The following is a 20462-nucleotide window of genomic DNA, read 5'->3' on the forward strand; positions in this document are numbered from 1 at the left end:
CGCTGAGCATGCTGGTCGCGGCAGTCGGGGTAGTTTACGGCGACATCGGCACGAGCCCGTTGTACACCCTCAAAGAAGTGTTTTCCGGCGGTTACGGCGTACCGGTCAATCACGACGGAGTGCTGGGCATTCTGTCGCTGATCTTCTGGTCGCTGATCTGGGTCGTGTCGATCAAGTACATGATGTTCGTCCTGCGCGCCGACAACCAGGGCGAAGGCGGGATCATGGCGCTCACCGCGCTGGCGCGGCGGGCGGCGGGGGAGCGCAGGAAGTTGCGTTCGCTGCTGGTGGTCTGCGGCCTGATTGGTGCGGCGCTGTTCTACGGCGACAGCATGATCACCCCGGCGATCTCCGTACTCTCGGCCATTGAAGGTCTGGGGTTGGCGTTTGACGGGATCGACCACTGGGTCGTACCGCTGTCGCTGGTGGTGCTGGTGGGCCTGTTCCTGATCCAGCGTCACGGTACGGCGCGGATCGGCATTCTCTTCGGGCCGATCATGGTTACCTGGTTCCTGGTGCTCGGCGCCCTCGGCGTGTACGGCATCAGCCATTCTCCGGAAGTGCTGAAGGCGCTGAACCCGATCTGGGCCGTGCGTTTCTTCATGGTGCATGCCGGCATGGGCGTAGCGATCCTCGGCGCCGTGGTGCTGGCGCTGACCGGTGCCGAAGCGCTGTACGCCGACATGGGCCACTTCGGGCGCAAGCCGATTGCCCGGGCGTGGTTCCTGCTGGTGCTGCCGGCACTGGTGCTCAACTACTTCGGACAGGGCGCCTTGCTGCTGGACAACCCGGAAGCGGCACGCAACCCGTTCTACTTGCTGGCGCCGAGCTGGGCGCTGATTCCGCTGGTCGGTCTGTCGACCCTGGCCACGGTGATCGCCTCGCAAGCGGTGATTTCCGGCGCGTTCTCCCTGACCCGTCAGGCGATCCAGCTTGGCTACATTCCGCGCATGTACATCCAGCACACCTCCAGCGATGAGCAGGGGCAGATCTACATCGGTGCGGTGAACTGGACGCTGATGGTCGGTGTGGTCCTGCTGGTGCTGGGTTTCGAGTCCTCCGGCGCTCTGGCCTCGGCCTACGGCGTGGCGGTGACCGGGACGATGCTGATGACCACCATTCTGGTGTCGGCGGTCATGCTGTTGCTGTGGAAATGGCCGCCGGTGCTGGCCGTGCCGGTGCTGATCGGCTTCCTGCTGGTGGACGGTCTGTACTTCGCCGCCAACGTGCCGAAGATCGTCCAGGGCGGTGCGTTCCCGGTGGTCGCCGGTATCGCCTTGTTCATCCTCATGACCACCTGGAAGCGCGGCAAGCAATTGCTGGTCGAGCGCCTGGACGAAGGCGCGCTGCCGCTGCCGATCTTCATCAGCAGTATCCGCGTGCAGCCGCCACACCGGGTGCAGGGCACTGCCGTGTTCCTCACCGCCCGCTCCGACGCGGTGCCGCATGCGCTGTTGCACAACCTGCTGCACAACCAGGTCTTGCACGAGCAAGTTGTGCTGCTGACCGTGGTCTACGAAGACATCCCGCGTGTACCGCCATCGCGCCGCTTCGAAGTCGAGGCACACGGCGAAGGCTTCTTCCGGGTGATCCTGCACTTCGGCTTCACCGACGAGCCGGACGTGCCGCAGGCACTGAAGCTGTGTCATCTGGACGACCTCGACTTCAGCCCGATGCGCACCACCTACTTCCTCAGTCGCGAAACGGTCATCGCCTCGAAACTCGAAGGCATGGCCCGTTGGCGTGAAGCGCTGTTTGCGTTCATGTTGAAGAACGCCAACGGCAACCTGCGGTTCTTCAATCTGCCGCTGAACCGGGTGATTGAATTGGGGACGCAGGTGGAGATGTAGGTCCTGCCTTGAATGAAAAGCCCCCGTCAGCCTTGCGGCTGGCGGGGGCTTTTTTGTTTCTATGCCTTTAGATGGTTTCTGGCAAATCTTCTTCAGACTCGGTTTTTGTCCGCGCTGCTCGTGGCATCAGGGATTTCGTCACATCATCCATCAAGGCCTTGCCCATGATTGTCAGGTAATGCGCAGCCCAGGCGTGGCGGTCGTTTTCTTTGTCGTAGGCGGCATCCTCGGCGAAGGATTTGGCGAGGAACAACAGATCTGAAGCCTGTGACAGGGCTTCGACGATGGGGACGCCAGAGCGGACGTTGAAAAACGCTTGATCGGAGCCAGAGCCGTAGAGAAAGGAGGTGAAGCCGATGGTTGTAAGGTCTGTGGGTGTAGACGATTTCGTTTCGGTCATGGTGTTACTCCTTGGTTCGAGGAGCTGCAACTTCCGTTACCACACGAAAGGGAGGCAGCTGTACGCAGGGTGGTAAACCGGGAACCAAGGAAACCGGCACGCCCGAAGGCGTCCCACGCACAGCCGCCATAAATCGAAATCACAGGCATGAAAGTGCCTGTGATTGTGAATGGGGCGCTGTTGCGCTGGTTTATCCGGGTTACCACACCCGATCGCTGAAAGGGTCAGTGACCTCCGGAGAGTATCCCGTCAAAAAACAGTGCAACAGGGCGGCAAAGTGCCCAAACACGAGATTAGGAGTTTGCCTACAAGGTACTCGGACGTCATCTGATATTGCGCCACCGGAAGTAAGCGAAACTATGCGTCGGACAGAATCAATGCGCTAAGCAGGTGTTGATTCTTTAATTATATTCGCTTGGCAACTGTCCTTTGTCCCAGGACTGAGGGCAGTTCGAGTGAAAGGCGACATTCTTGGAGAAGGGTGTTCATGAAGAAATGCTTGAAACAAGAAAGGCTGGATGAACTTGAGAATCTCCGGGTTGAAGAGGTAGCCGAGGCACGATTGATCAATTTCAATCCGGCTCAAGCGATTAGCCATGACGACATGCGGGCGAGGTACGGCCAGGAAGCGCTGACAGTTAGCTGAGTTCTGTATGGCTCTCTGTGGGAGCTCCGAGAATGAAAAAGCCCCCGCAACCGTGAGGTTGCGGGGGCTTTTCGTTGGAGCGCCTCAGATCACTCTGCCGGCTGATCCTTGCTCTGACGCTTCTCGATCAGATCCACCAACCGCTTGGCCAGCGCCGGGTAGTTCTCGTCGAAGTGGTGGCCGCCAGGCAGTTTCACCGCTTCGCCCACCGCAGTCTTGTCGGTGCAGCCGCTTTCATCCTTCTCTTCTTCGCCGTAGATGCACACGACCTTGGCCGGTGGCAGTTTGGCCATTTCCGGGCCGGTGGCGGCTTCTTTGCCGGCGTTGCCGAGCCAGCCTTCGACTTCGATTTCGAAGCTGCCGGTGCGGGCGAAGGCCAGCAGGATGATTGCGTCGACGCGTTGCTGCTCGGTCTCTGGCAGGCGGTTGTAAATCGCCGGCAGGACGTCGGCGCCGAACGAGTAACCGGTCAGGATGAAGCGTTTGGTGCCCCATTTCTGGCGGTAGTGCTGCATCAGTTCGGTCAGGTCCAGCGCGCTCTGTTCCGGGCTCTTGTGCTGCCAGTAGTAGCGCAGGGTGTCGATGCCGACGACCGGGTAGCCGATCTTGGCCATTTCACCGGCCACGTCGCGGTCGAGATCTCGCCAGCCGCCGTCACCGGACAGGAACAGGGTCACGGTGTCCTTGGCCTGGCCGGCGGGGACTTCCACCACCGGGATCTGCAGGCCGCCGTTGGCTTTGTCGCCACCGACGAGGATTTTGCGCAGTTCGTTGTTCAGCACTTGCGGCAGGTTGATGTCGTAGTCGCTGATGCTGGTTTCGGCGTTCGGTTGATCGCGCACGAAACCGGCGCTGGTGTCGTCCGGGTTGTCGTTCCAGGCCACCAGCCAGTGGCCGTGGGCGGCGGATTTTGGCAGCAGGTGAGTGCAGCCGCCTTTTTCCAGGGCCAGGTCGACCGACACGGCCTGGGCCTTGTCGTCCTTCTGTTCCGACAGCCAGCGCCAGGCCAGTACCGCGCCAGGGCCGATGCCGCTGACCAGGGTTGCCGGGCCGTTCAGTTCACGCAGACCGCTTTGCAGCGCGCGGCTTTGCAGCAGACAGTCCTTGGGCAGAATCACCTGGACGATCTGCGCCGAGGCGCTGCGGCTCAGGGTGGTCAGCTGATTGTCGGTGAGTTTCTTGTCGTCCTCGACCGCCACCAGCACCTGGGCCTTGGGCTTGGTGCCGGGGATGACCCGGGTCATGACGGTGCCGTCAGCCGGTTTTAGCTGTTCGAGGGTCGGTTCCGGTGCCGGGCGTTTGAGGTACCAGTAACCGCCGCCGGCAATCACGGCCAGCACGATCAGTGCGGCCAGGATGTACTTCAGGGAGCGTTGAATCATCAGCGTTTCACCAATCCAGTCAAGCCGCCCGCGATCAGGGCAGCAGTATCGGCCAGTGCCACCAGCGGATCGAGTCCGGCGGGCACTGCCATATAACGGGGTTCCCAGTCAGGCTGGAATTTGTCTTTGAAGCGGCGCAAGCCTTGGAAGTTGTACAGCTGCTCACCACGGCGGAAAACCATCGAGCCCAGACGCTGGGTCAGCGGTGCACCACGACGGGGTTGCAACCCCGACAACGGCACCATGCCCAGGCTGAAACGCGCGTATCCGTGACTCTTATAATGTTGAATCAGACCGACCATCAAAAACTCCATGGTCAGCTTGGGGGCGTCCGGGTGCGAGCGCATCAGGTCGAGGCTGGCCAGGTCATGGCTGTAGGTCTCGAGCAGGTTGGCGAACGCCACCGGGCGGCCTTCGAAGCGAATCACCGCGATGCGGAAATGCTTCAGGTAATCGTCGCTGAAACGGCCGAGAGAGAAGCCTTTCTCGCGTACGTTCTTGCCGGTCAGCCAGGCATCGGAAATCACCTTGAGCTCATCCATCGGCGCCTGGCCCGGCTCGAAGATCTCCAGCGACAGACCGTCGCGGGTACCTCGGTTCCAGGTGTAGCGCAGGTCCTTCATCTCCTTGCCCTTGGCATCCAGGTCAAAGCGATGCAGGTCCACCCGGGCTTCTTCGCCTAGCTTGATCGCGGTCAGGCCGATGTCCATGTAGTACGGCAGGTTCTCGGCGCGCACTTGATAGAACACTGGGCGGGCGTGGTGGATGTCGCACAGGTCGCGGAACTGCCAGATCATTTCCGCCCGTTGCTGGCCGGGGCCGATCGGGTCGTACAGCGCCACCAGACTGCGGCCGCGACGGGCGTACATCAGGAAGGCTTCGTCGTTGGGGTGGAACAGCAGCGCCTTGTCACCGGTCAGGGCCAGGCCGCCGTCCGGTTGCGAGGAGGCCATCAGCACCTTCGAGGCGCGCTCCAGCTCGTCCGGGGTCGGCAGATGAATCACCGGGCGGGCGGTGCGCAGCAGCCAGGTCAGGGCGATCACCAGCAACAGCACCGCAGCGCCGAGCAGCGAACGCAGACCGCGCGGGGCATCGGCGTCGAGGGTGAACTGCCACCACAACTGATGGCTGTACGGCACGTCCTGGTAGGCGAACAGCAGCAGCCAGGTCGAAGCGCCAAGTACGCACAGGCTCGCCACCAGATACAGCGGCGAGAACGGCACTTCGGTCAGACGGCTCGGGCGATAGAACGAACGACGGAAGACCCCCAGCAGCGCGGCGGTGAGGGTCATCAGCGTGGCTTCTTCCCAGTCGAAACCCTTGAGCAGCGAGAGCAGGGCGCCCACCAGCAGCAGAATGGTGGTCAGCATCCACGCCGCCGACAGCCGGCGACGCAGGCCCTGGGCGAGCATCAGGCACAGCACGCCGATCAGGCTGGCGCCGAAGTGCGAAGCATCGACCAGGCGATGAGGAATCAAGTAGGCGATGTGTTCCAGGCGCGTGTCGATTTCAGGGGTGGCGCCGGAGAACAGCAGCACCACGCCGGACAGGAACACCAATACCGCGAGGATCGGTGCGGCCAAACCGGAGGCGGCGCGCATGGTCTGGGTCTGGAACAGCCGCTGGCCTTCGTTGATCAGCAGCAGTACGCAGGCCACCAGCAATGGCAGCACCACATAGATCATGCGATAGAGCAGCAGGGCGGCAGCCAGCGGTGCTGCGCCGAGCTTGTCGGCGAAGGCCGCCAGCAGAATCGCTTCGAAAACCCCGACACCGCCCGGTACATGGCTGAGCACGCCGGCCGCCAGGGCCAGCAGGTACACCAGCAGGAATGCGCCGAATGGCGGTGCTTCCGGCAGCAACATGTACAGCACGGTGGCAGCAGCAGCGACGTCGAGGGCGGTGATGACCAGTTGCAGGAATGTCAGGCGGCGGCCCGGCAGGCGCAGGGTGCGGCGGCCGACTTTGACCAGCAGATTGTCGCGGTAAGGCTGTTCCGGCAGACGCCGACGATAAATGCCCATGGCCAGAATCGCGCCGAGCAGCAGTACGGCAGAGGCAATCGTGGCCAGCAGCCCCTCGGACAGGCCCAGTGCCTGGGAAGCGGCCGGCAGGTCACTCAGGGTGGCCAGCGCCGCCAGCGGTGGCAGGGCGCAACCCAGCGACAGGCTGGCAAACAGGGTCATGTGCGCGACTTCCGAAGCGCCCAGGCCAAGCCGTGCATATAAACGGTAACGCACCGAGCCGCCGGACAGCATCGACAGGCCGATGGCATTGCCGATCGCGAATGCCGTAAAGCCACCGAGCGCCAGCGTGCGCGGCGGGATGGTCACGCCGGCATAGCGGCTGGCCGACCATTCGTAGCCCAGCAGAATGATGAAGCCGACGACGGTCGCGCCGAAAGCGCCCAGCAGGGCCGGCTTCGGCACGTCGAGAATCGAGTCGTGCAAGGCATAGAGGTCGAGTTCGCTGAGCAGATGGCGACAGGCAATCAGCGCAATAGCGAACAACAGCAAAGTGACCGCCAGACCAATCGGTTGCCGGTATTTGCTGATTCGATCCAGCAAGCGCATGCGCTCAGGCTTGATCGATGGATTCACGGTGAGGGTGTCTTGTGGATCAGACGAGTTGGCGCGCATCAATCACCTCTTGGATTGTGCGCGACAGGATGGGGGTATCCAGCCAAGTTACCAATCCCTGTAGAAAAAAATAATCACAAAATACTACGCCTCTCGTCGGGTATCGGCGAGGGCAGGTCTCGGATTGCAGACCTCTTGCCTGCGACTCAAGCATAGTCGCAACTCGGCGGGTCTGAAGATCCTGAGCGGTTCACTGCACAGTGACAGATCATTGTTGCGAAAGGACTTTTTCCACAGATACAAAAAAGGCCACTCTTTCGAGCAGCCTTTTTTGATGTTTGGTTGCGGGAGCCGGATTTGAACCGACGACCTTCGGGTTATGAGCCCGACGAGCTACCAGACTGCTCCATCCCGCGTCTGTGTGGCGGCATTCTACAGGCGAACGGCGGGGTGTCAACCGTTAATCCCGCGAAGGGTCAAATAAGCGTGAAATCGCGTCAATCCGTCGCAGGAGGGCTGTAAGTTTCGGAATTGCAAAGGATTCCTGTTTGGCCCGGATGATTGCCCAATGAAAAACAGACGCGCACAAAAAAGGCCAATCTTTCGATTGGCCTTTTTCGATGTTTGGTTGCGGGAGCCGGATTTGAACCGACGACCTTCGGGTTATGAGCCCGACGAGCTACCAGACTGCTCCATCCCGCGTCTGTGTGGCGGCATTCTACAGAGGATCGCCGGGGTGTCAACCTTGAATCCTGATAAAATCTGTTCTGGTTCAATTGGTTAGCTCTTTTTCGAAGTCGCTGGCGGGGCCGCAGGTCAGGCAGGACGCGGGTTTCAGCTCTATTGGTCAGCGATTTCCGATTGAGAAAATAAATTCAACGGACGTTTCCTACTGCTGGAAAAGAACCTTCATACCACTGGTGCTATATACAGGTGTCAGTGAGATACTGCCCATCCGGCTTGCCACGTTTCCTTTTCTGTCATGACCCAGCGAAAAATCATCCACATCGACTGTGACTGTTTCTACGCCGCCATCGAGATGCGTGACGACCCGCGTCTGGCCGGCAAACCGCTGGCGGTGGGTGGTTCGGCAGACCGGCGCGGGGTGATCGCCACCTGCAACTATGAGGCGCGGGCTTACGGCGTGCGGTCGGCGATGTCTTCCGGGCATGCCCTGAAACTGTGCCCGGACCTGACCATCGTCAAACCGCGAATGGATGCCTACCGTGAGGCATCGAAGGAAATTCACACGATCTTTCGCGATTACACCGACCTGATCGAACCGCTGTCGCTGGACGAGGCTTACCTGGATGTCTCGGACAGTGCGCATTTCGGTGGCAGCGCCACGCGGATCGCCCAGGACATCCGGCGCCGGGTCTCCAATCAATTGCACATCACGGTCTCGGCCGGTGTGGCGCCGAACAAGTTTCTGGCCAAGATCGCCAGCGACTGGAAAAAGCCCAACGGCTTGTTCGTCATCACGCCGGATCAGGTCGAAGACTTTGTCAGTGGTCTGCCGGTGAGCAAGCTGCACGGCGTCGGCAAGGTCACTGCGGACAAACTGGGCAAACTTGGAATCAACGACTGCTCGCAACTGCGCGAGTGGGACAAGTTGGCGCTGGTGCGCGAATTCGGCAGTTTTGGCGAGCGACTCTGGAGCCTGGCCCGTGGGATAGATGAACGGCAGGTGCATAACGACAGCCGCCGTCAGTCGATCAGTGTGGAAAACACCTACGACGTCGACCTGCCGGATCTGCGCAGTTGCCTGGACAAGCTGCCTGAATTGCTGGACACCCTGAAAACCCGCATGGCGCGGATCGACAGCAGCTACCGGCCGGGCAAACCGTTCGTCAAAGTGAAATTCCATGACTTTACCCAGACCACGCTGGAGCAGGCCGGGGCAGGGCGGGATCTGGGCAGTTATCAGTTGATGCTGACGCAGGCGTTCAATCGCGGCGGCAAACCGGTGCGGCTGCTTGGGGTGGGTGTGCGGCTGGAGGATTTGCGCGGCGGTTTTGAACAAATGGAGCTGTTCGAGCGGTAGCGCACATAAAAAAGCCCGAAACAGGTTCGGGCTCTTCTATAAGCGTTGTCAGTTCGGACCGGGGTCCGCCACCAGTCGCCCGGCATCCTTGGTCAGCGACTTGAGGAACTCGGCCTGCAACTCGGGATCGTTGCGTGTCAGCTCGATCAGGCTCTGTTCCAGTTCGCTGGCTTCTTCTTCCAGACCCAGTTCCGACAGGCGTTTGACCCGGTGCACCCACTGGCTCACTTCGTCGTCTTCCAGATCGTCGTAAATCAGACCGTGGGCTTCCAGCAGCTTGCCGCGCAGGTGACTGCTGATCGTCAGGGACGAGTCGGAATGCACGTCATCCTTGGCGTCCTCGACACTGATCTGCAGTTTGCCGACATGGTTCAGATCGTTTTCGGCGAACGGACTGTCCAGCAGGTTCAGGCGCAGCACGCCGTTGCGGTCGGTGGTCATGTCGAAGGTCTGCTTGCCGGCCTTGACCTGCACCGGACGCTCGCTCCACGGCAGGCTCGAATACTCCATGCGCTTGTCGCGCTGGACTTCATCGATACCGGCCAGGTTCTGCTGTGCACGACCGTGGGACTGCACGTTCATGAACGGGTTGAGCCCGGCGAACCCGTAGCTCAGCCAGTCCTTGGTCACGCTGTCCGGCAGGGTGCCGAAGGCGAACACGTTGACCACGTTGGCCCCGACGCCGGCCACCACCGCCACGGCACCCAGCGGAATCTCGTAGATTTCGCGCCAGGGCTGGTAAGGCGTGTAGCGGTCATAACGACGGGTCACTTCGTATTCAGTGACTTCGAAGGTTTTCTGCTCGTTGATCTTTACGCGTCTCTGCGGCAGCTCAAGCACCTTAGGCTCACCGACATCGATCTGCAGGCTGTGATCGAGCAACTTTCGCTCGACCCGCTCTTCGTGCTCGCTGCGCTGTGACATGTGATTGGCACAGCCGCTGACCAGCAGGGTGCCGCACAGGGCGGCACCACCGAGGCCTAAGGTGTTTCGCTTGAACATGAGGACTCTATCTGGTTTCAGCGGCGGATACGGGCCTGCAGGAAGGACAGTACGTCGGCAACCGGCAGCGCTTGCGCCTGGCCTTCGGTACGGCTCTTGTATTCCAGGTTGCCTTCGGCGAGGCCGCGGTCGCTGACCACGATCCGGTGTGGAATGCCGATCAGCTCCATGTCCGCGAACTTGATGCCCGGGCTGGTTTTCTTGTCGCGATCGTCCAGCAGCACTTCGAAGCCGGCAGCGGTCAGTTCCGCGTACAGCTTGTCGGTGGCCTCGCGCACCTGCTCGGTTTCATAGCGCAGCGGTACCAGGGCGATCTGGAATGGCGCCAGGGCGTCGCTCCAGATGATGCCGTTCTCGTCGTTGTTCTGCTCGATGGCCGCAGCCACCACGCGGGACACGCCGATGCCGTAGCAACCCATTTCCAGGGTCACAGGCTTGCCGTTCTCGCCCAGCACTTCGCACTTCATCGCCTTGCTGTACTTGTTGCCCAGCTGGAAGATGTGTCCGACCTCGATGCCGCGCTTGATTTCCAGGGTGCCCTTGCCGTCCGGGCTCGGGTCGCCGGCCACGACGTTGCGCAGGTCGGCCACGGTCGGAACCGGCAGGTCACGCTCCCAGTTCACGCCGAAGTAGTGCTTGTCGTCGATGTTTGCACCGATGCCGAAGTCGCTCATCAGCTCGACCGAGCGGTCGATGATGATTGGCAGCGGCAGGTTCAGCGGGCCGAGGGAACCGGCGCCGGCGCCGATGGCGTCACGCAGTTCAGCGTCGGACGCCATGACCAGCGGGCTGGCGACGCCAGGTTGCTGGGCAGCCTTGATTTCGTTCAGCTCGTGGTCGCCACGGATGACCAGGGCGATCAGCTTGCCTTCTTCCTCGGCGTGCACGATCAGGGTCTTGATGGTCTTTTCGATCGGCAGACCGAATTTCTCCACCAGGGCCGCGATGGTCTTGGTGTCCGGAGTGTCGACCAGACGCAGCTCTTCGGCCGGCGCAGCGCGGGAGGTTTCACGCGGTACGGCTTCGGCTTTCTCGATGTTCGCGGCGTAGTCGGAGCCGTTGCTGAAGACGATATCGTCTTCGCCGGACTCGGCCAGTACGTGGAATTCGTGGGAGCCGGCACCGCCGATGGAACCGTTGTCGGCTTCGACCGGACGGAATTTCAGGCCCAGACGGGTGAACACGTTGCAGTACGCCTCGTGCATGCGGTCATAGGTGACCTGCAGCGACGCCTGGTCGGCGTGGAACGAGTACGCGTCCTTCATGATGAATTCACGACCGCGCATCAAGCCGAAGCGTGGGCGGATTTCGTCACGGAACTTGGTCTGGATCTGGTACAGGTTGATTGGCAGCTGCTTGTAGCTGCTCAACTCGTTGCGCATCAGATCGGTGATTACTTCTTCGTGGGTCGGGCCCGCGCAGAAGTCGCGACCGTGACGGTCTTTGATGCGCAGCAGCTCAGGGCCGTATTCTTCCCAGCGCCCCGATTCCTGCCACAGCTCGGCCGGTTGGGTGCTCGGCATCAACACTTCAAGAGAGCCGGCGGCGTTCATCTCTTCGCGAACGATGGCTTCCACCTTGCGCATTACCCGCAGGCCCATCGGCAGCCAGGTGTACAGGCCCGAGGCGAGTTTGCGGATCATGCCGGCGCGCAGCATCAGCTGATGGCTGATGACGACCGCGTCGGAAGGCGTTTCTTTCTGTGTGGCGAGCAAAAATTGACTGGTGCGCATGGTTGGCCGTTGTCGGTTGCTATGACTGGAAATGACGGAGCAGTGTACCGGCGAGAGCTGCCGACGTACAGAAGTGCAGGCCCGGCGGAAACCCTCCCGCCGGGTGCGAGATGTCTTACGACTCTTCGGCGACGGGCGTCGACACGGGTTCCGGTGTCGGTGTCGGGCCTTCGCGGCGACTCTCCTGGAACCAGTGCAGGGCGATCAGCACCAGGGTCGGCACGCCGAGCGCCGCTGTGATGATGAAGAAGTTGTGATAGCCGAACTTCTCCACCATGACCCCGGAGTAGCCGCCGATGAGGCGTGGCAGCAACAGCATGATCGAACTGAGCAGGGCGTACTGGGTCGCGGAGAACTTCAGGTTGGTCAGGCTCGACAGATAGGCGACGAACGCCGAAGTGGCCATGCCCGAGCTGAAGTTGTCGAGGGAAATGGTCACCACCAGCATCTGCAGGTTCGGGCCCATGTCCGCCAGCATCACGAACAACAGGTTGGTGGCTGCCGACGTGGCACCGCCGATGAACAGGATTGGCAGAATCCCGAAACGCACGATCAGCAGGCCGCCCATGCCGGCGCCCACCAGGGTCATGATCAGCCCGAAGATCTTGCTGACGCTGGCGATCTGGTCCTTGGTGAAGCCCTGGTCGATGTAGAACACGTTGGCCATCACCCCCATCACCGTGTCCGACATGCGATAGGTGGCGATCAGACCGAGCAGCAGCAGGGCCTGCCAGCGGTAGCGCAGGATGAAATCGTTGACCGGCGTCAGCACCGGAGCCAGGCCACGGCGACCCATGGTCGACAGGCACAGGCCGGTCAGCAGGGTATAGAGAATGGCGCGCAGGAATGCCCGGTCTTCCAGCAGCAGGTCCAGCGGACTCATGGTGCCAAACAGCACGCTGGCGAAATCGGTGTTGTAGAGTTGGGTGAACATGGCCGGTACGGAAACCAGCAGGACGATCAGCACGAACACCGACATCAGCTGATGCATGAAGGTGTAGCGCCCGGCCTGCAACTGGGTACGCAGCGGCACCGGAGGCTCGCGCATCAGCAGGGTGGTGATCAGGGCAGGCACCATCAAGGCGCCGAACAGCGCGTAAGTGCCGGTCCAGGCGGAATGCTGGTAGTTGAAACCGGTGGAACCGAAACCTTCGGCGAAGAACAGTGCGCCGGCAGTTGCCAGCAGGGCCGCGACCCGATAACCGGACATGTAACTGGCGGCCAGTGCAGCCTGGCGGTTGTCTTCTGCGATTTCCAGGCGATAGGCGTCGACGGCGATGTCCTGGGTGGCGGAAGCGAAGGCGACGATCACGGCAATGGCGATCAGCCAGGACAAGTGTTTCTGCGGGTCGCAGAAGCCCATGCCGATCAGGCCGAGGATCACCAGCGACTGCGCAAGCACCAGCCACGAACGGCGTCGGCCCAGTTTGCCGAGCAACGGCAGGCGCCACTGGTCGAGCAGCGGCGACCAGACCCATTTGAAGGCATAGGCCAGACCGATCAGGCTGGCATAGCCGATCGTCTCGCGGGCTACACCGGCTTCACGCAGCCAGACCGAAAGTGTCGAGAACACCAGCATGTACGGCAGGCCGGCGGCGAAACCCAGCAACAACAGCACGAGCGTCGAAGGACTGGCATAGGCGGCGAGCGCGGCGCGCCAGGTTTTACGGGGCATGGGCTGAAGTCTGCCTCAAGATTGCGAAAACAAAGCGCGCACTCTAACCGCTGTGCTCTACCGGACGCCAGCCATGGCGCCGAATATCCACACGATTGTTCAGGATCGTAACGCCCTCCATACGCAATCGTGCCCGCTGCTCATCACCCGAAGGGCTGCCTGCCGGCAGGCTGATCCGACCGCCGGCACCGAGTACGCGGTGCCACGGCAGCTTGGTGTCGCCCGGCAACTGGCTCAGGGTGCGGCCGACCCAGCGGGCGGCGCGCCCCAACCCGGCCAGTTCGGCCAACTGACCATAGCTGACCACCTTGCCCTCAGGTACCTGGGCAAGTGTCGAGTAGAGTGCCGTGCGTCGGATTTGCGGATCGTTTTCGCAGGCTTGTATCGGGTCTGTCACGTGCGCCGTTCCTGAACAGGGTCGATTCATGGATTAAAGGGTAATCCGTGATCGGGCAATTGAGAAATGAACTCAACAGAAATAGCCGGGTCACTCCTTGTCAGAGGATTATTCCTACGGATAATGCCGACCCCTTTTTTCGCAAACCCGAGTTTCCGATTCGCTTATGTTGTCCAGAACCCTGTTGTGCCTTGCTGTCTTCAGTGCGTCCACGCCCTTGCTTGCCGATACCGTCTGGTTGAAGAACGGTGACAAGCTGAGCGGCAAAATCACCCTGTTCGACGGCGGCAAGTTGCTGGTCCAGACCCAGTACGCCGGCGCGGTAACCATCGACTGGAAACAGGTGAAGACGCTGGAGAGCGATCAGGAACTGCTGGTCAAGCAGGACGCCTACAGCGGCGAGAAAGCCAAGTCGCTGACCGCCGCCGACGATGGCAAGGTCACTCTGGCCAACGGCGAAGCGCCGAAAACCGTCGAGCTGGCGAGCATCCAGCAGATTCTCAAGCCCAAGCCGGTGGTCGAGGATCTGGTCTGGAAGGGCAATGTCGATCTGGCCCTGGATTATCAGCGTGCCGAAAAAGACACCAATGACTACGACATCGGCTTCAAGACCTCGGCGCGCCATGGCCGTTGGCGTCATACCGCCGAGGGCGAGTACAACCGTGAAGTCCAGGATGAGGTGGTGACCACCAACAACTGGCGCGCCGAATACGCCCTGGACCGCTTCCTGACCGACAAGTGGTTCTGGCAGGGGCGGTTGAACTACAAGCGCGATTATGTCGAAGAGCTGTCGCGCCAGCGGGTGGTCGGTACCGGTCCGGGCTATCAGTTCTGGGATGACGAGCTGGGCGCATTCTCCCTCGGCTCGCTGCTCAACCGCACCGATTACGAGTACAGCGACGGTGGCAAGGACAACTTCTATTCCGTTGCCATGAAGTGGGACTACAACCGTTACCTGATTGGCAAGAAGGTGCAGTTCTTCACCACCGGCGAGATTGGCAAGCCGCTGTCGGACGTCGCCAACTATGCCCTGGATTCGGAAGTGGGCCTGCGCTACAAGGTGACGGACTGGGCCTCGCTCAATCTCAAGGCCGAGCGTGACATCATCAGTGGCACCAAGGATGCGGATCTGAACAAGACCCGTTACACCGCCGGGTTTGGCGTGGCCTGGTAACGCCGCACACAAAAAACGCAGCCTTTGTCGGGCTGCGTTTTTTTTGGCCTGTACAAAACAGACATCCACAAAAAAGCCCCGCTTTTAAGGGCGGGGCTTCTTAGCTGGGAAGCTACAAGTTAGATAACTTGTACTTCTTCAGCTTGCATGCCTTTCTGACCGCGGGTAGCGATGAAAGAAACCTGTTGGCCTTCTTTCAGGCTTTTGAAGCCGTCGGACTGGATAGCTTTGAAGTGAACGAACAGGTCGTCACCGGATTGTGGAGTGATGAAGCCGAAGCCTTTTTCATCGTTGAACCACTTAACGGTACCGGTTTGGCGATTAGACATGGTGTAACTCCTTGAACAAAGATAACTGCGACTCAGGAAGAACCCTGGCCGAGACTGAGTGCAAAGAGCAGGAAAAATTCTTGTAGATGGTTGGATCGAAATTCAACATATCGTGTAGAGATTCTCAGTGACACAAGCAGCACAGTGGCGCCACCTTAACCCTTTTTCCGGAACGTGCCAATGCTTCTTGCGAAGGTTTCTCCGTTTTAAGGATCGGCGGTGTGACGGTTCGTCGCGAAGCCGCGTATTTCCTGCATGTTCGGCGAGATTTGCACCCTGGACTTTGAACCCGGCGGCGCGCCCGGTAAGATGCCGGACAGATTTTTTCCACCTCGCTATTCAGGACACCCCGCCATGAGCATCAAATCGGACAAGTGGATTCGCCGCATGGCGCAGGAACACGGCATGATCGAGCCGTTCGTCGAGCGCCAGGTACGCGGCAGCGACGACAGCCGGGTGATCTCCTACGGTGTGTCGAGCTACGGCTACGATGTGCGTTGCACCAACCATTTCAAGGTGTTCACCAACATCAATTCGGCCATCGTCGATCCGAAAAACTTCGACGCCGGCAGCTTCGTCGACGTTCACAGCGATGTCTGCATCATCCCGCCGAACTCCTTCGCCCTGGCCACGACCGTTGAATACTTCCGTATTCCGCGCAATGTCCTGACTATCTGCCTGGGCAAAAGCACTTACGCCCGTTGCGGCATCATCGTCAACGTAACGCCGCTCGAGCCTGAGTGGGAAGGCCAGGTAACTCTGGAGTTCTCCAACACCACCAACCTGCCGGCGAAGATCTACGCCAACGAAGGCGTGGCGCAGATGCTGTTCCTGGAGTCCGACGAGGAATGTGAAGTTTCCTACAAGGACCGTGCGGGCAAGTACCAGGGCCAGCGTGGCGTGACCCTGCCGCGTACCTGATCCGTCCATCCGGCAGTTACCGGGAATTCTTCGGCGGGTAGACACTCTATGGGGTGTACTGCCCGTTTCGCGAACAGCGGGACGGGCCTTCGCCGAGGAGTGCTCCATGAAGATCGATCCGCAAATCACTGCCGAACTGGCAAGGCTCGAGCCCAATCAGGTTGGCGTATTGGCCTGGTCCTTGTTGGCACACCCGCCTGTCACCCTGGCTGGCGGAATTCCTCACCAGCCTGATCCCGACACCCCCAACGAAGAACCGACCGAGCCCGGCGAGCCTACGCTCCCGGACAAACCGCCACCTGCGCCCGTCGCGTGATTGAATGTATGGCCCGTCGACTGAATCCTGAACAGGACTTCAGCCGACGGGCCATATTTCGTTGTCGCCAATGACAAAGATCCGACAGCTGTCTTCTTTCCCCACCGGATAACCGCCGGTGAAGGCACCGAAGGCCGGCAGCAGGCTGATGCGTTCTCCCAGCCTGAAACACGCCAGCCGCAGACGCTGACGCCCCTTGCCGTTCAATCGATAAACCGGATGCACGTGTCCCGCGAGAACATGGCGTTCCGCGTGCGGATCGGGTTCGTGCTGCAAGGCGAAGGGCCCAAGCAGCAAGGGCTCCGGCACCACCCGAATATTCAGCGCCTGCGGTGGATCACCGGCACGTTTATCGTGATTACCGCGAATCAGCGTTATCGGCAGATCGGCGTGACGCGCCCGCCATTGCGCCAGTGCCTGCAAGGTGCCAGTGGCGTGGGAGCCGGGCCCATGCAGAAAATCACCGAGGAAAATCAGTTGCCGACACGGCAGTTTCGCCAGCAACTGCTCGATCACGGCGATATTGTTCGCCGTGGTGCCCTGCGGCACCGGCTGCCCCAGGCGCCGGTAGGCGGCCGCCTTGCCGAAATGCACGTCGGCAATCAGCAGCGCCTGTTGCGCTGGCCAATATAGTGCCTTTTCCGGCAACAGCCAGAGTTCTTCACCCGCCAGCCGCACAGGGTAGGGCGCGCCCATCAGGATTGACCCTTGTCGGCGGTTTTCTCCAGATCGCCGACCATGCGTCGGATCCGGTCGGCGAGTTTTTCCGAACTCAGGCTTTCGCGCATGCGTTCCACCAGCAGCGGGAAGCCGAGCGGTGTAGGACGTTTGATCAGGTGCATGTCCAGTTTCATCCGGTTGACCCGCTCCAGCGTCTGTTCCAGTCGGCGAATATCCAGTTCGTCCCGTAAGACTTCTTCCCCGGCCTGGGCCAGCAACAGATTGTTGGCGTCGTATTGCTTGAACACTTCGAAAAAGAGACCGCTGGAGGCCTGTACCTGACGGGTACTTTTGGGCGCGCCGGGGTAACCGGCGAACACCAGGCCCGCGATCCGCGCGATTTCGCGAAAACTGCGCAGCGCCAGTTCGCCCGCGTTGAGACTGGCCAGCACGTCTCTCAATAAACTTTCGGGACTGAGCAGAGCGCCATCCAGTTGCACAGACCAGTCAACCGGCGTGGCGCTGAGCAATTCCAGTCCGTAATCATTGACCGCAATCGAAAAGGTCACAGGCAGGCGCTGGCTGACCCGCCATGCCAGCAGACTGGCCAGCCCCAGATGCACCTGACGTCCGGCAAACGGGTAAAGGAAAAGGTGCCAGCCTTCGCGGGATTTCAGTACTTCGGTAAGCAGATTGTTGACTGTCGGCAAACCCGACCAGCGCATCTGCGTTTCCAGCAGCGGGCGCAAGGCCTGCATTTCCGGGCCGGCAAACTCACCGTGTGCTGCGGCGCTGAATCGAGCGACCACCGCTTCAGCCAGTTCGTTGGACAGCGGCATGCGTCCGCCATTCCAGCGCGGCACGGCGGCTTTTTTCGCGGTGCTGCGTTTGACGTAGGCGGTCATGTTTTCCACCCGCACAAGTTCCAGCAAGCGTCCGGCGAACAGGAATCCATCACCGGGTTTGAGGCGGGCGATGAAGCCTTCCTCGACGCTGCCCAGTTGCTTGCCGCCTCCGCCCTTGCTCCAGAATTTCAGCTGAATGCTGGCGTCGCTGACGATGGTGCCGATGCTCATCCGGTGCCGCCGGGCCAACCGGGCATCGGGGACGCGCCAGATTCCGTGCTCATCCGGCTCGACCCGGCGGTAATCCGGGTACGCCGTCAGCGACATTCCACCATGGCGTACGAACGCCAGCGCCCAGGCCCATTCCGCCAGCGTCAGGTCGTGATAAGCCCAGGCACCACGGACTTCTTCGTACAACTCCTCGGCTAAAAAGCCACCGCCCAAGGCCATGCTGACCAGATGCTGTACCAGCACATCCAGCGGTTTGTGCGGCGACAGACGCGGTTCGATCCGCCGCTGCGCCACGGCATCGCGTGCGGCAGCGGCTTCGATCAGCTCCAGACTGTGGGTTGGCACCAGGGTGACCCGCGACGTTCGACCGGGCGCATGGCCTGAACGTCCGGCACGCTGCATCAGACGCGCCACGCCTTTGGCTGAACCGATCTGCAGTACCCGCTCGACGGGTAGAAAGTCCACTCCAAGATCCAGGCTCGAAGTGCAGACCACGGCTTTGAGTTGACCATTCTTCAACGCCTGCTCGACCCAGTCCCGGGTCTCGCGGGACAGCGAGCTGTGGTGCAAGGCAATCAGACCGGCCCAGTCCGGTCGTGCTTCCAGCAAGGCCTGATACCAGATTTCCGATTGCGCCCGAGTATTGGTGAACACCAGGCTGCTGGCGCAGGCGTCCAGTTCGGCGACCACCTGCGGCAACATCTTCAGACCGATATGCCCGGCCCAGGGAAAACGCTCGATCTGCGGAGGGAGCAGGGTATCGACCCGCAGTGTTTTTTCGCTTTGACCCTGAACACTCACGCCGCCGCCCTGTGGGATCAACACCTGTTCGGCGTGGGATTGATTGCCAAGCGTCGCGGAAACACCCCAGACGATCAGTCCCGGATGCCAGCGCCGCAGGCGGGCGAGGGCCAGTTGCAATTGCACGCCACGTTTGTTGCCGAGCAGTTCGTGCCACTCATCCACCACAACCATGCGCAAGGTCGACAGCGCTGTTTGTGCGTCGGCGCGGGCGAGCATCAGGGTCAGGCTTTCCGGGGTGGTAATCAGCGTGGTCGGCAGGCGCCGGTTCTGTCGGGCGCGTTCGCTGCTGCCGGTGTCACCGGTGCGCAGGCCGACGCTCCAGGGAATGTGCAGATCGTCCAGCGGCGTTTGCAGGGCACGCGCGGTGTCGGCGGCCAGCGCCCTCATCGGCGTGATCCACAAGACAGTCAGCGGTTCGGCAGGTGGCGGGCGTTTGCGGGTGGTTTCAGCAACAGGCCCGGAGCGGGCAAAGCGATTGAGCGCGGCAAACCACACCGCGTAAGTTTTACCGGCACCGGTGCTGGCGTGCAGCAGTCCCGACTCTCCACGCTTGACCGCCGCCCAAACCTGCTTCTGAAAGGCGAACGGCTTCCAGCCTCGGGCGCTGAACCAGTGTCTGGCGAAGTCGGTGGAAGTGCCCATGCCGGCGTCGTGTGCTCTGAAGGTGTTCCTTCAGTGACCGCGCCGGCCGGGCAATAGTTTTACTTGAGATTGCCGCTGAGGAATTGCTTCAGGCGTTCACTTTTCGGATTGCCCAGCACGTCTTCCGGCGCACCTTCTTCTTCCACCAGCCCTTGGTGCAGAAATAGCACCTGACTCGACACCTTGCGCGCAAAGCTCATTTCGTGGGTGACCATGATCATGGTCCGGCCTTCTTCGGCCAGGCCCTGAATCACCTTGAGCACTTCGCCGACCAGTTCCGGGTCGAGCGCCGAGGTCGGTTCGTCGAACAGCATGACTTCCGGCTCCATGGCCAGGGCCCGGGCGATGGCCACCCGTTGTTGCTGGCCACCGGAAAGAAACGCCGGGTACTGATCGGCGACCCGGGCCGGCAGACCGACCTTGTCCAGATAACGCCGGGCGCGATCATCGGCCTCGGCCTTGCTGCAACCCAGCACCCGGCGCGGGGCCATGGTGATGTTTTCCAGCACGGTCATGTGGCTCCACAGGTTGAAATGCTGGAACACCATGGCGAGGCGAGTACGCAGGCGTTGCAGTTCCTCGGCGTCGGCGACGTGCATGCCGTGGCGGTCGGTGACCATGCGGATCGCCTGGCCGTCGAGGCTCATCGCGCCGTCGTTGGGTTGTTCGAGGAAGTTGATGCAGCGCAAAAAGGTACTTTTGCCCGAGCCGCTGGCGCCGATCAGGCTGATCACGTCACCGGTTTTGGCTTTGAGCGAAACGCCTTTGAGCACTTGATGGTCGCCATAGCTTTTGTGCAGGCCTTCTACGGTCAGTTTGTACATGGGACAGG

At 61.0% G+C, this 20462-nt stretch carries 16 protein-coding genes and 2 tRNA genes; 5 read left to right on the forward strand and 13 right to left on the reverse strand.

What is annotated here, in order from left to right; genetic code table 11:
• The first annotated feature begins 8 nt into the window (after positions 1-8).
• Positions 9-1850 carry a potassium transporter Kup gene (locus tag CAG02_RS09125; protein ID WP_371321039.1) on the forward strand — a complete coding sequence of 614 codons (1842 nt, stop codon included), beginning with the start codon at positions 9-11 and terminating at the stop codon, positions 1848-1850.
• 67 nt (positions 1851-1917) lie between these two features.
• Here CAG02_RS09125 and CAG02_RS09130 read toward each other — a convergent pair whose 3' ends face one another.
• From CAG02_RS09130 to CAG02_RS09150, 5 genes are all read right to left on the reverse strand, one after another.
• Complete coding sequence (locus tag CAG02_RS09130; RefSeq protein WP_085712912.1) at positions 1918-2250, reverse strand: DUF3077 domain-containing protein; 333 nt, start codon at positions 2248-2250, stop codon at positions 1918-1920.
• Positions 2251-2985: 735 nt separating this feature from the next.
• Positions 2986-4278 carry a virulence factor family protein gene (locus CAG02_RS09135; protein WP_085712913.1) on the reverse strand — a complete coding sequence of 431 codons (1293 nt, stop codon included), beginning with the start codon at positions 4276-4278 and terminating at the stop codon, positions 2986-2988.
• A complete protein-coding gene (gene mprF / locus CAG02_RS09140; protein ID WP_085712914.1) occupies positions 4278-6917 on the reverse strand; it encodes a bifunctional lysylphosphatidylglycerol flippase/synthetase MprF in 2640 nt (879 codons plus the stop codon). The genes CAG02_RS09135 and mprF overlap by 1 nt, the downstream gene beginning before the upstream one ends.
• Positions 6918-7196: 279 nt before the next feature.
• Positions 7197-7273: transfer RNA gene (locus CAG02_RS09145), tRNA-Met, on the reverse strand.
• Between the two features lie 209 nt (positions 7274-7482).
• A tRNA-Met gene (locus CAG02_RS09150) sits at positions 7483-7559 on the reverse strand.
• A gap of 280 nt (positions 7560-7839) precedes the next feature.
• On the opposite strand from CAG02_RS09150, the gene dinB reads away from it, so the two are divergent.
• Positions 7840-8901, forward strand: a complete 1062-nt coding sequence (gene dinB / locus CAG02_RS09155) for a DNA polymerase IV (RefSeq protein ID WP_085712915.1) — start codon at positions 7840-7842, stop codon at positions 8899-8901.
• Between the two features lie 48 nt (positions 8902-8949).
• Here dinB and CAG02_RS09160 read toward each other — a convergent pair whose 3' ends face one another.
• The 4 genes from CAG02_RS09160 to CAG02_RS09175 form a co-directional block, all read right to left on the reverse strand.
• Positions 8950-9903 carry a hypothetical protein gene (locus tag CAG02_RS09160; RefSeq protein ID WP_085712916.1) on the reverse strand — a complete coding sequence of 318 codons (954 nt, stop codon included), beginning with the start codon at positions 9901-9903 and terminating at the stop codon, positions 8950-8952.
• Between the two features lie 17 nt (positions 9904-9920).
• On the reverse strand, positions 9921-11636 hold the full coding sequence (locus tag CAG02_RS09165; protein WP_085712917.1) for a proline--tRNA ligase: 1716 nt from the start codon (positions 11634-11636) through the stop codon (positions 9921-9923).
• 115 nt (positions 11637-11751) lie between these two features.
• A complete protein-coding gene (locus tag CAG02_RS09170) occupies positions 11752-13311 on the reverse strand; it encodes an AmpG family muropeptide MFS transporter (protein ID WP_085712918.1) in 1560 nt (519 codons plus the stop codon).
• 43 nt (positions 13312-13354) lie between these two features.
• Positions 13355-13738, reverse strand: a complete 384-nt coding sequence (locus CAG02_RS09175) for an MGMT family protein (protein ID WP_162803463.1) — start codon at positions 13736-13738, stop codon at positions 13355-13357.
• Positions 13739-13874: 136 nt separating this feature from the next.
• On the opposite strand from CAG02_RS09175, the gene CAG02_RS09180 reads away from it, so the two are divergent.
• On the forward strand, positions 13875-14882 hold the full coding sequence (locus tag CAG02_RS09180) for a DUF481 domain-containing protein (RefSeq protein WP_085712920.1): 1008 nt from the start codon (positions 13875-13877) through the stop codon (positions 14880-14882).
• A gap of 119 nt (positions 14883-15001) precedes the next feature.
• Here the strand turns inward: CAG02_RS09180 and CAG02_RS09185 are convergent, their stop codons facing one another.
• Positions 15002-15211 carry a cold-shock protein gene (locus tag CAG02_RS09185; RefSeq protein ID WP_002554837.1) on the reverse strand — a complete coding sequence of 70 codons (210 nt, stop codon included), beginning with the start codon at positions 15209-15211 and terminating at the stop codon, positions 15002-15004.
• A gap of 354 nt (positions 15212-15565) precedes the next feature.
• Here CAG02_RS09185 and dcd point away from each other — a divergent pair, with 354 nt between their 5' ends.
• Positions 15566-16132 (forward strand): dCTP deaminase, encoded by a 567-nt coding sequence (gene dcd / locus CAG02_RS09190; RefSeq protein ID WP_007954988.1) that lies wholly within the window; start codon positions 15566-15568, stop codon positions 16130-16132.
• Positions 16133-16238: 106 nt separating this feature from the next.
• The gene (locus CAG02_RS09195) at positions 16239-16448 is read left to right on the forward strand and encodes a hypothetical protein (protein ID WP_065259270.1); all 210 of its coding nucleotides are present in this window, start codon (positions 16239-16241) and stop codon (positions 16446-16448) included.
• A gap of 39 nt (positions 16449-16487) precedes the next feature.
• Here CAG02_RS09195 and pdeM read toward each other — a convergent pair whose 3' ends face one another.
• From pdeM to CAG02_RS09210, 3 genes are read right to left on the reverse strand one after another with little or no spacing between them, the layout of a single operon-like run.
• Complete coding sequence (pdeM, locus tag CAG02_RS09200) at positions 16488-17144, reverse strand: ligase-associated DNA damage response endonuclease PdeM (RefSeq protein WP_085712921.1); 657 nt, start codon at positions 17142-17144, stop codon at positions 16488-16490.
• Positions 17144-19630, reverse strand: coding sequence for a ligase-associated DNA damage response DEXH box helicase (locus tag CAG02_RS09205; RefSeq protein ID WP_085712922.1), 2487 nt, complete (start codon positions 19628-19630; stop codon positions 17144-17146). Before CAG02_RS09205 ends, pdeM begins: the two co-directional genes overlap by 1 nt.
• Before the next feature lie 59 nt (positions 19631-19689).
• On the reverse strand, positions 19690-20454 hold the full coding sequence (locus tag CAG02_RS09210) for an ABC transporter ATP-binding protein (RefSeq protein WP_085712923.1): 765 nt from the start codon (positions 20452-20454) through the stop codon (positions 19690-19692).
• Positions 20455-20462: the final 8 nt, after the last annotated feature.

The organism is Pseudomonas sp. R43(2017) (assembly GCF_002112345.1).
Classification (GTDB): Bacteria; Pseudomonadota; Gammaproteobacteria; order Pseudomonadales; family Pseudomonadaceae; genus Aquipseudomonas; species Aquipseudomonas kribbensis.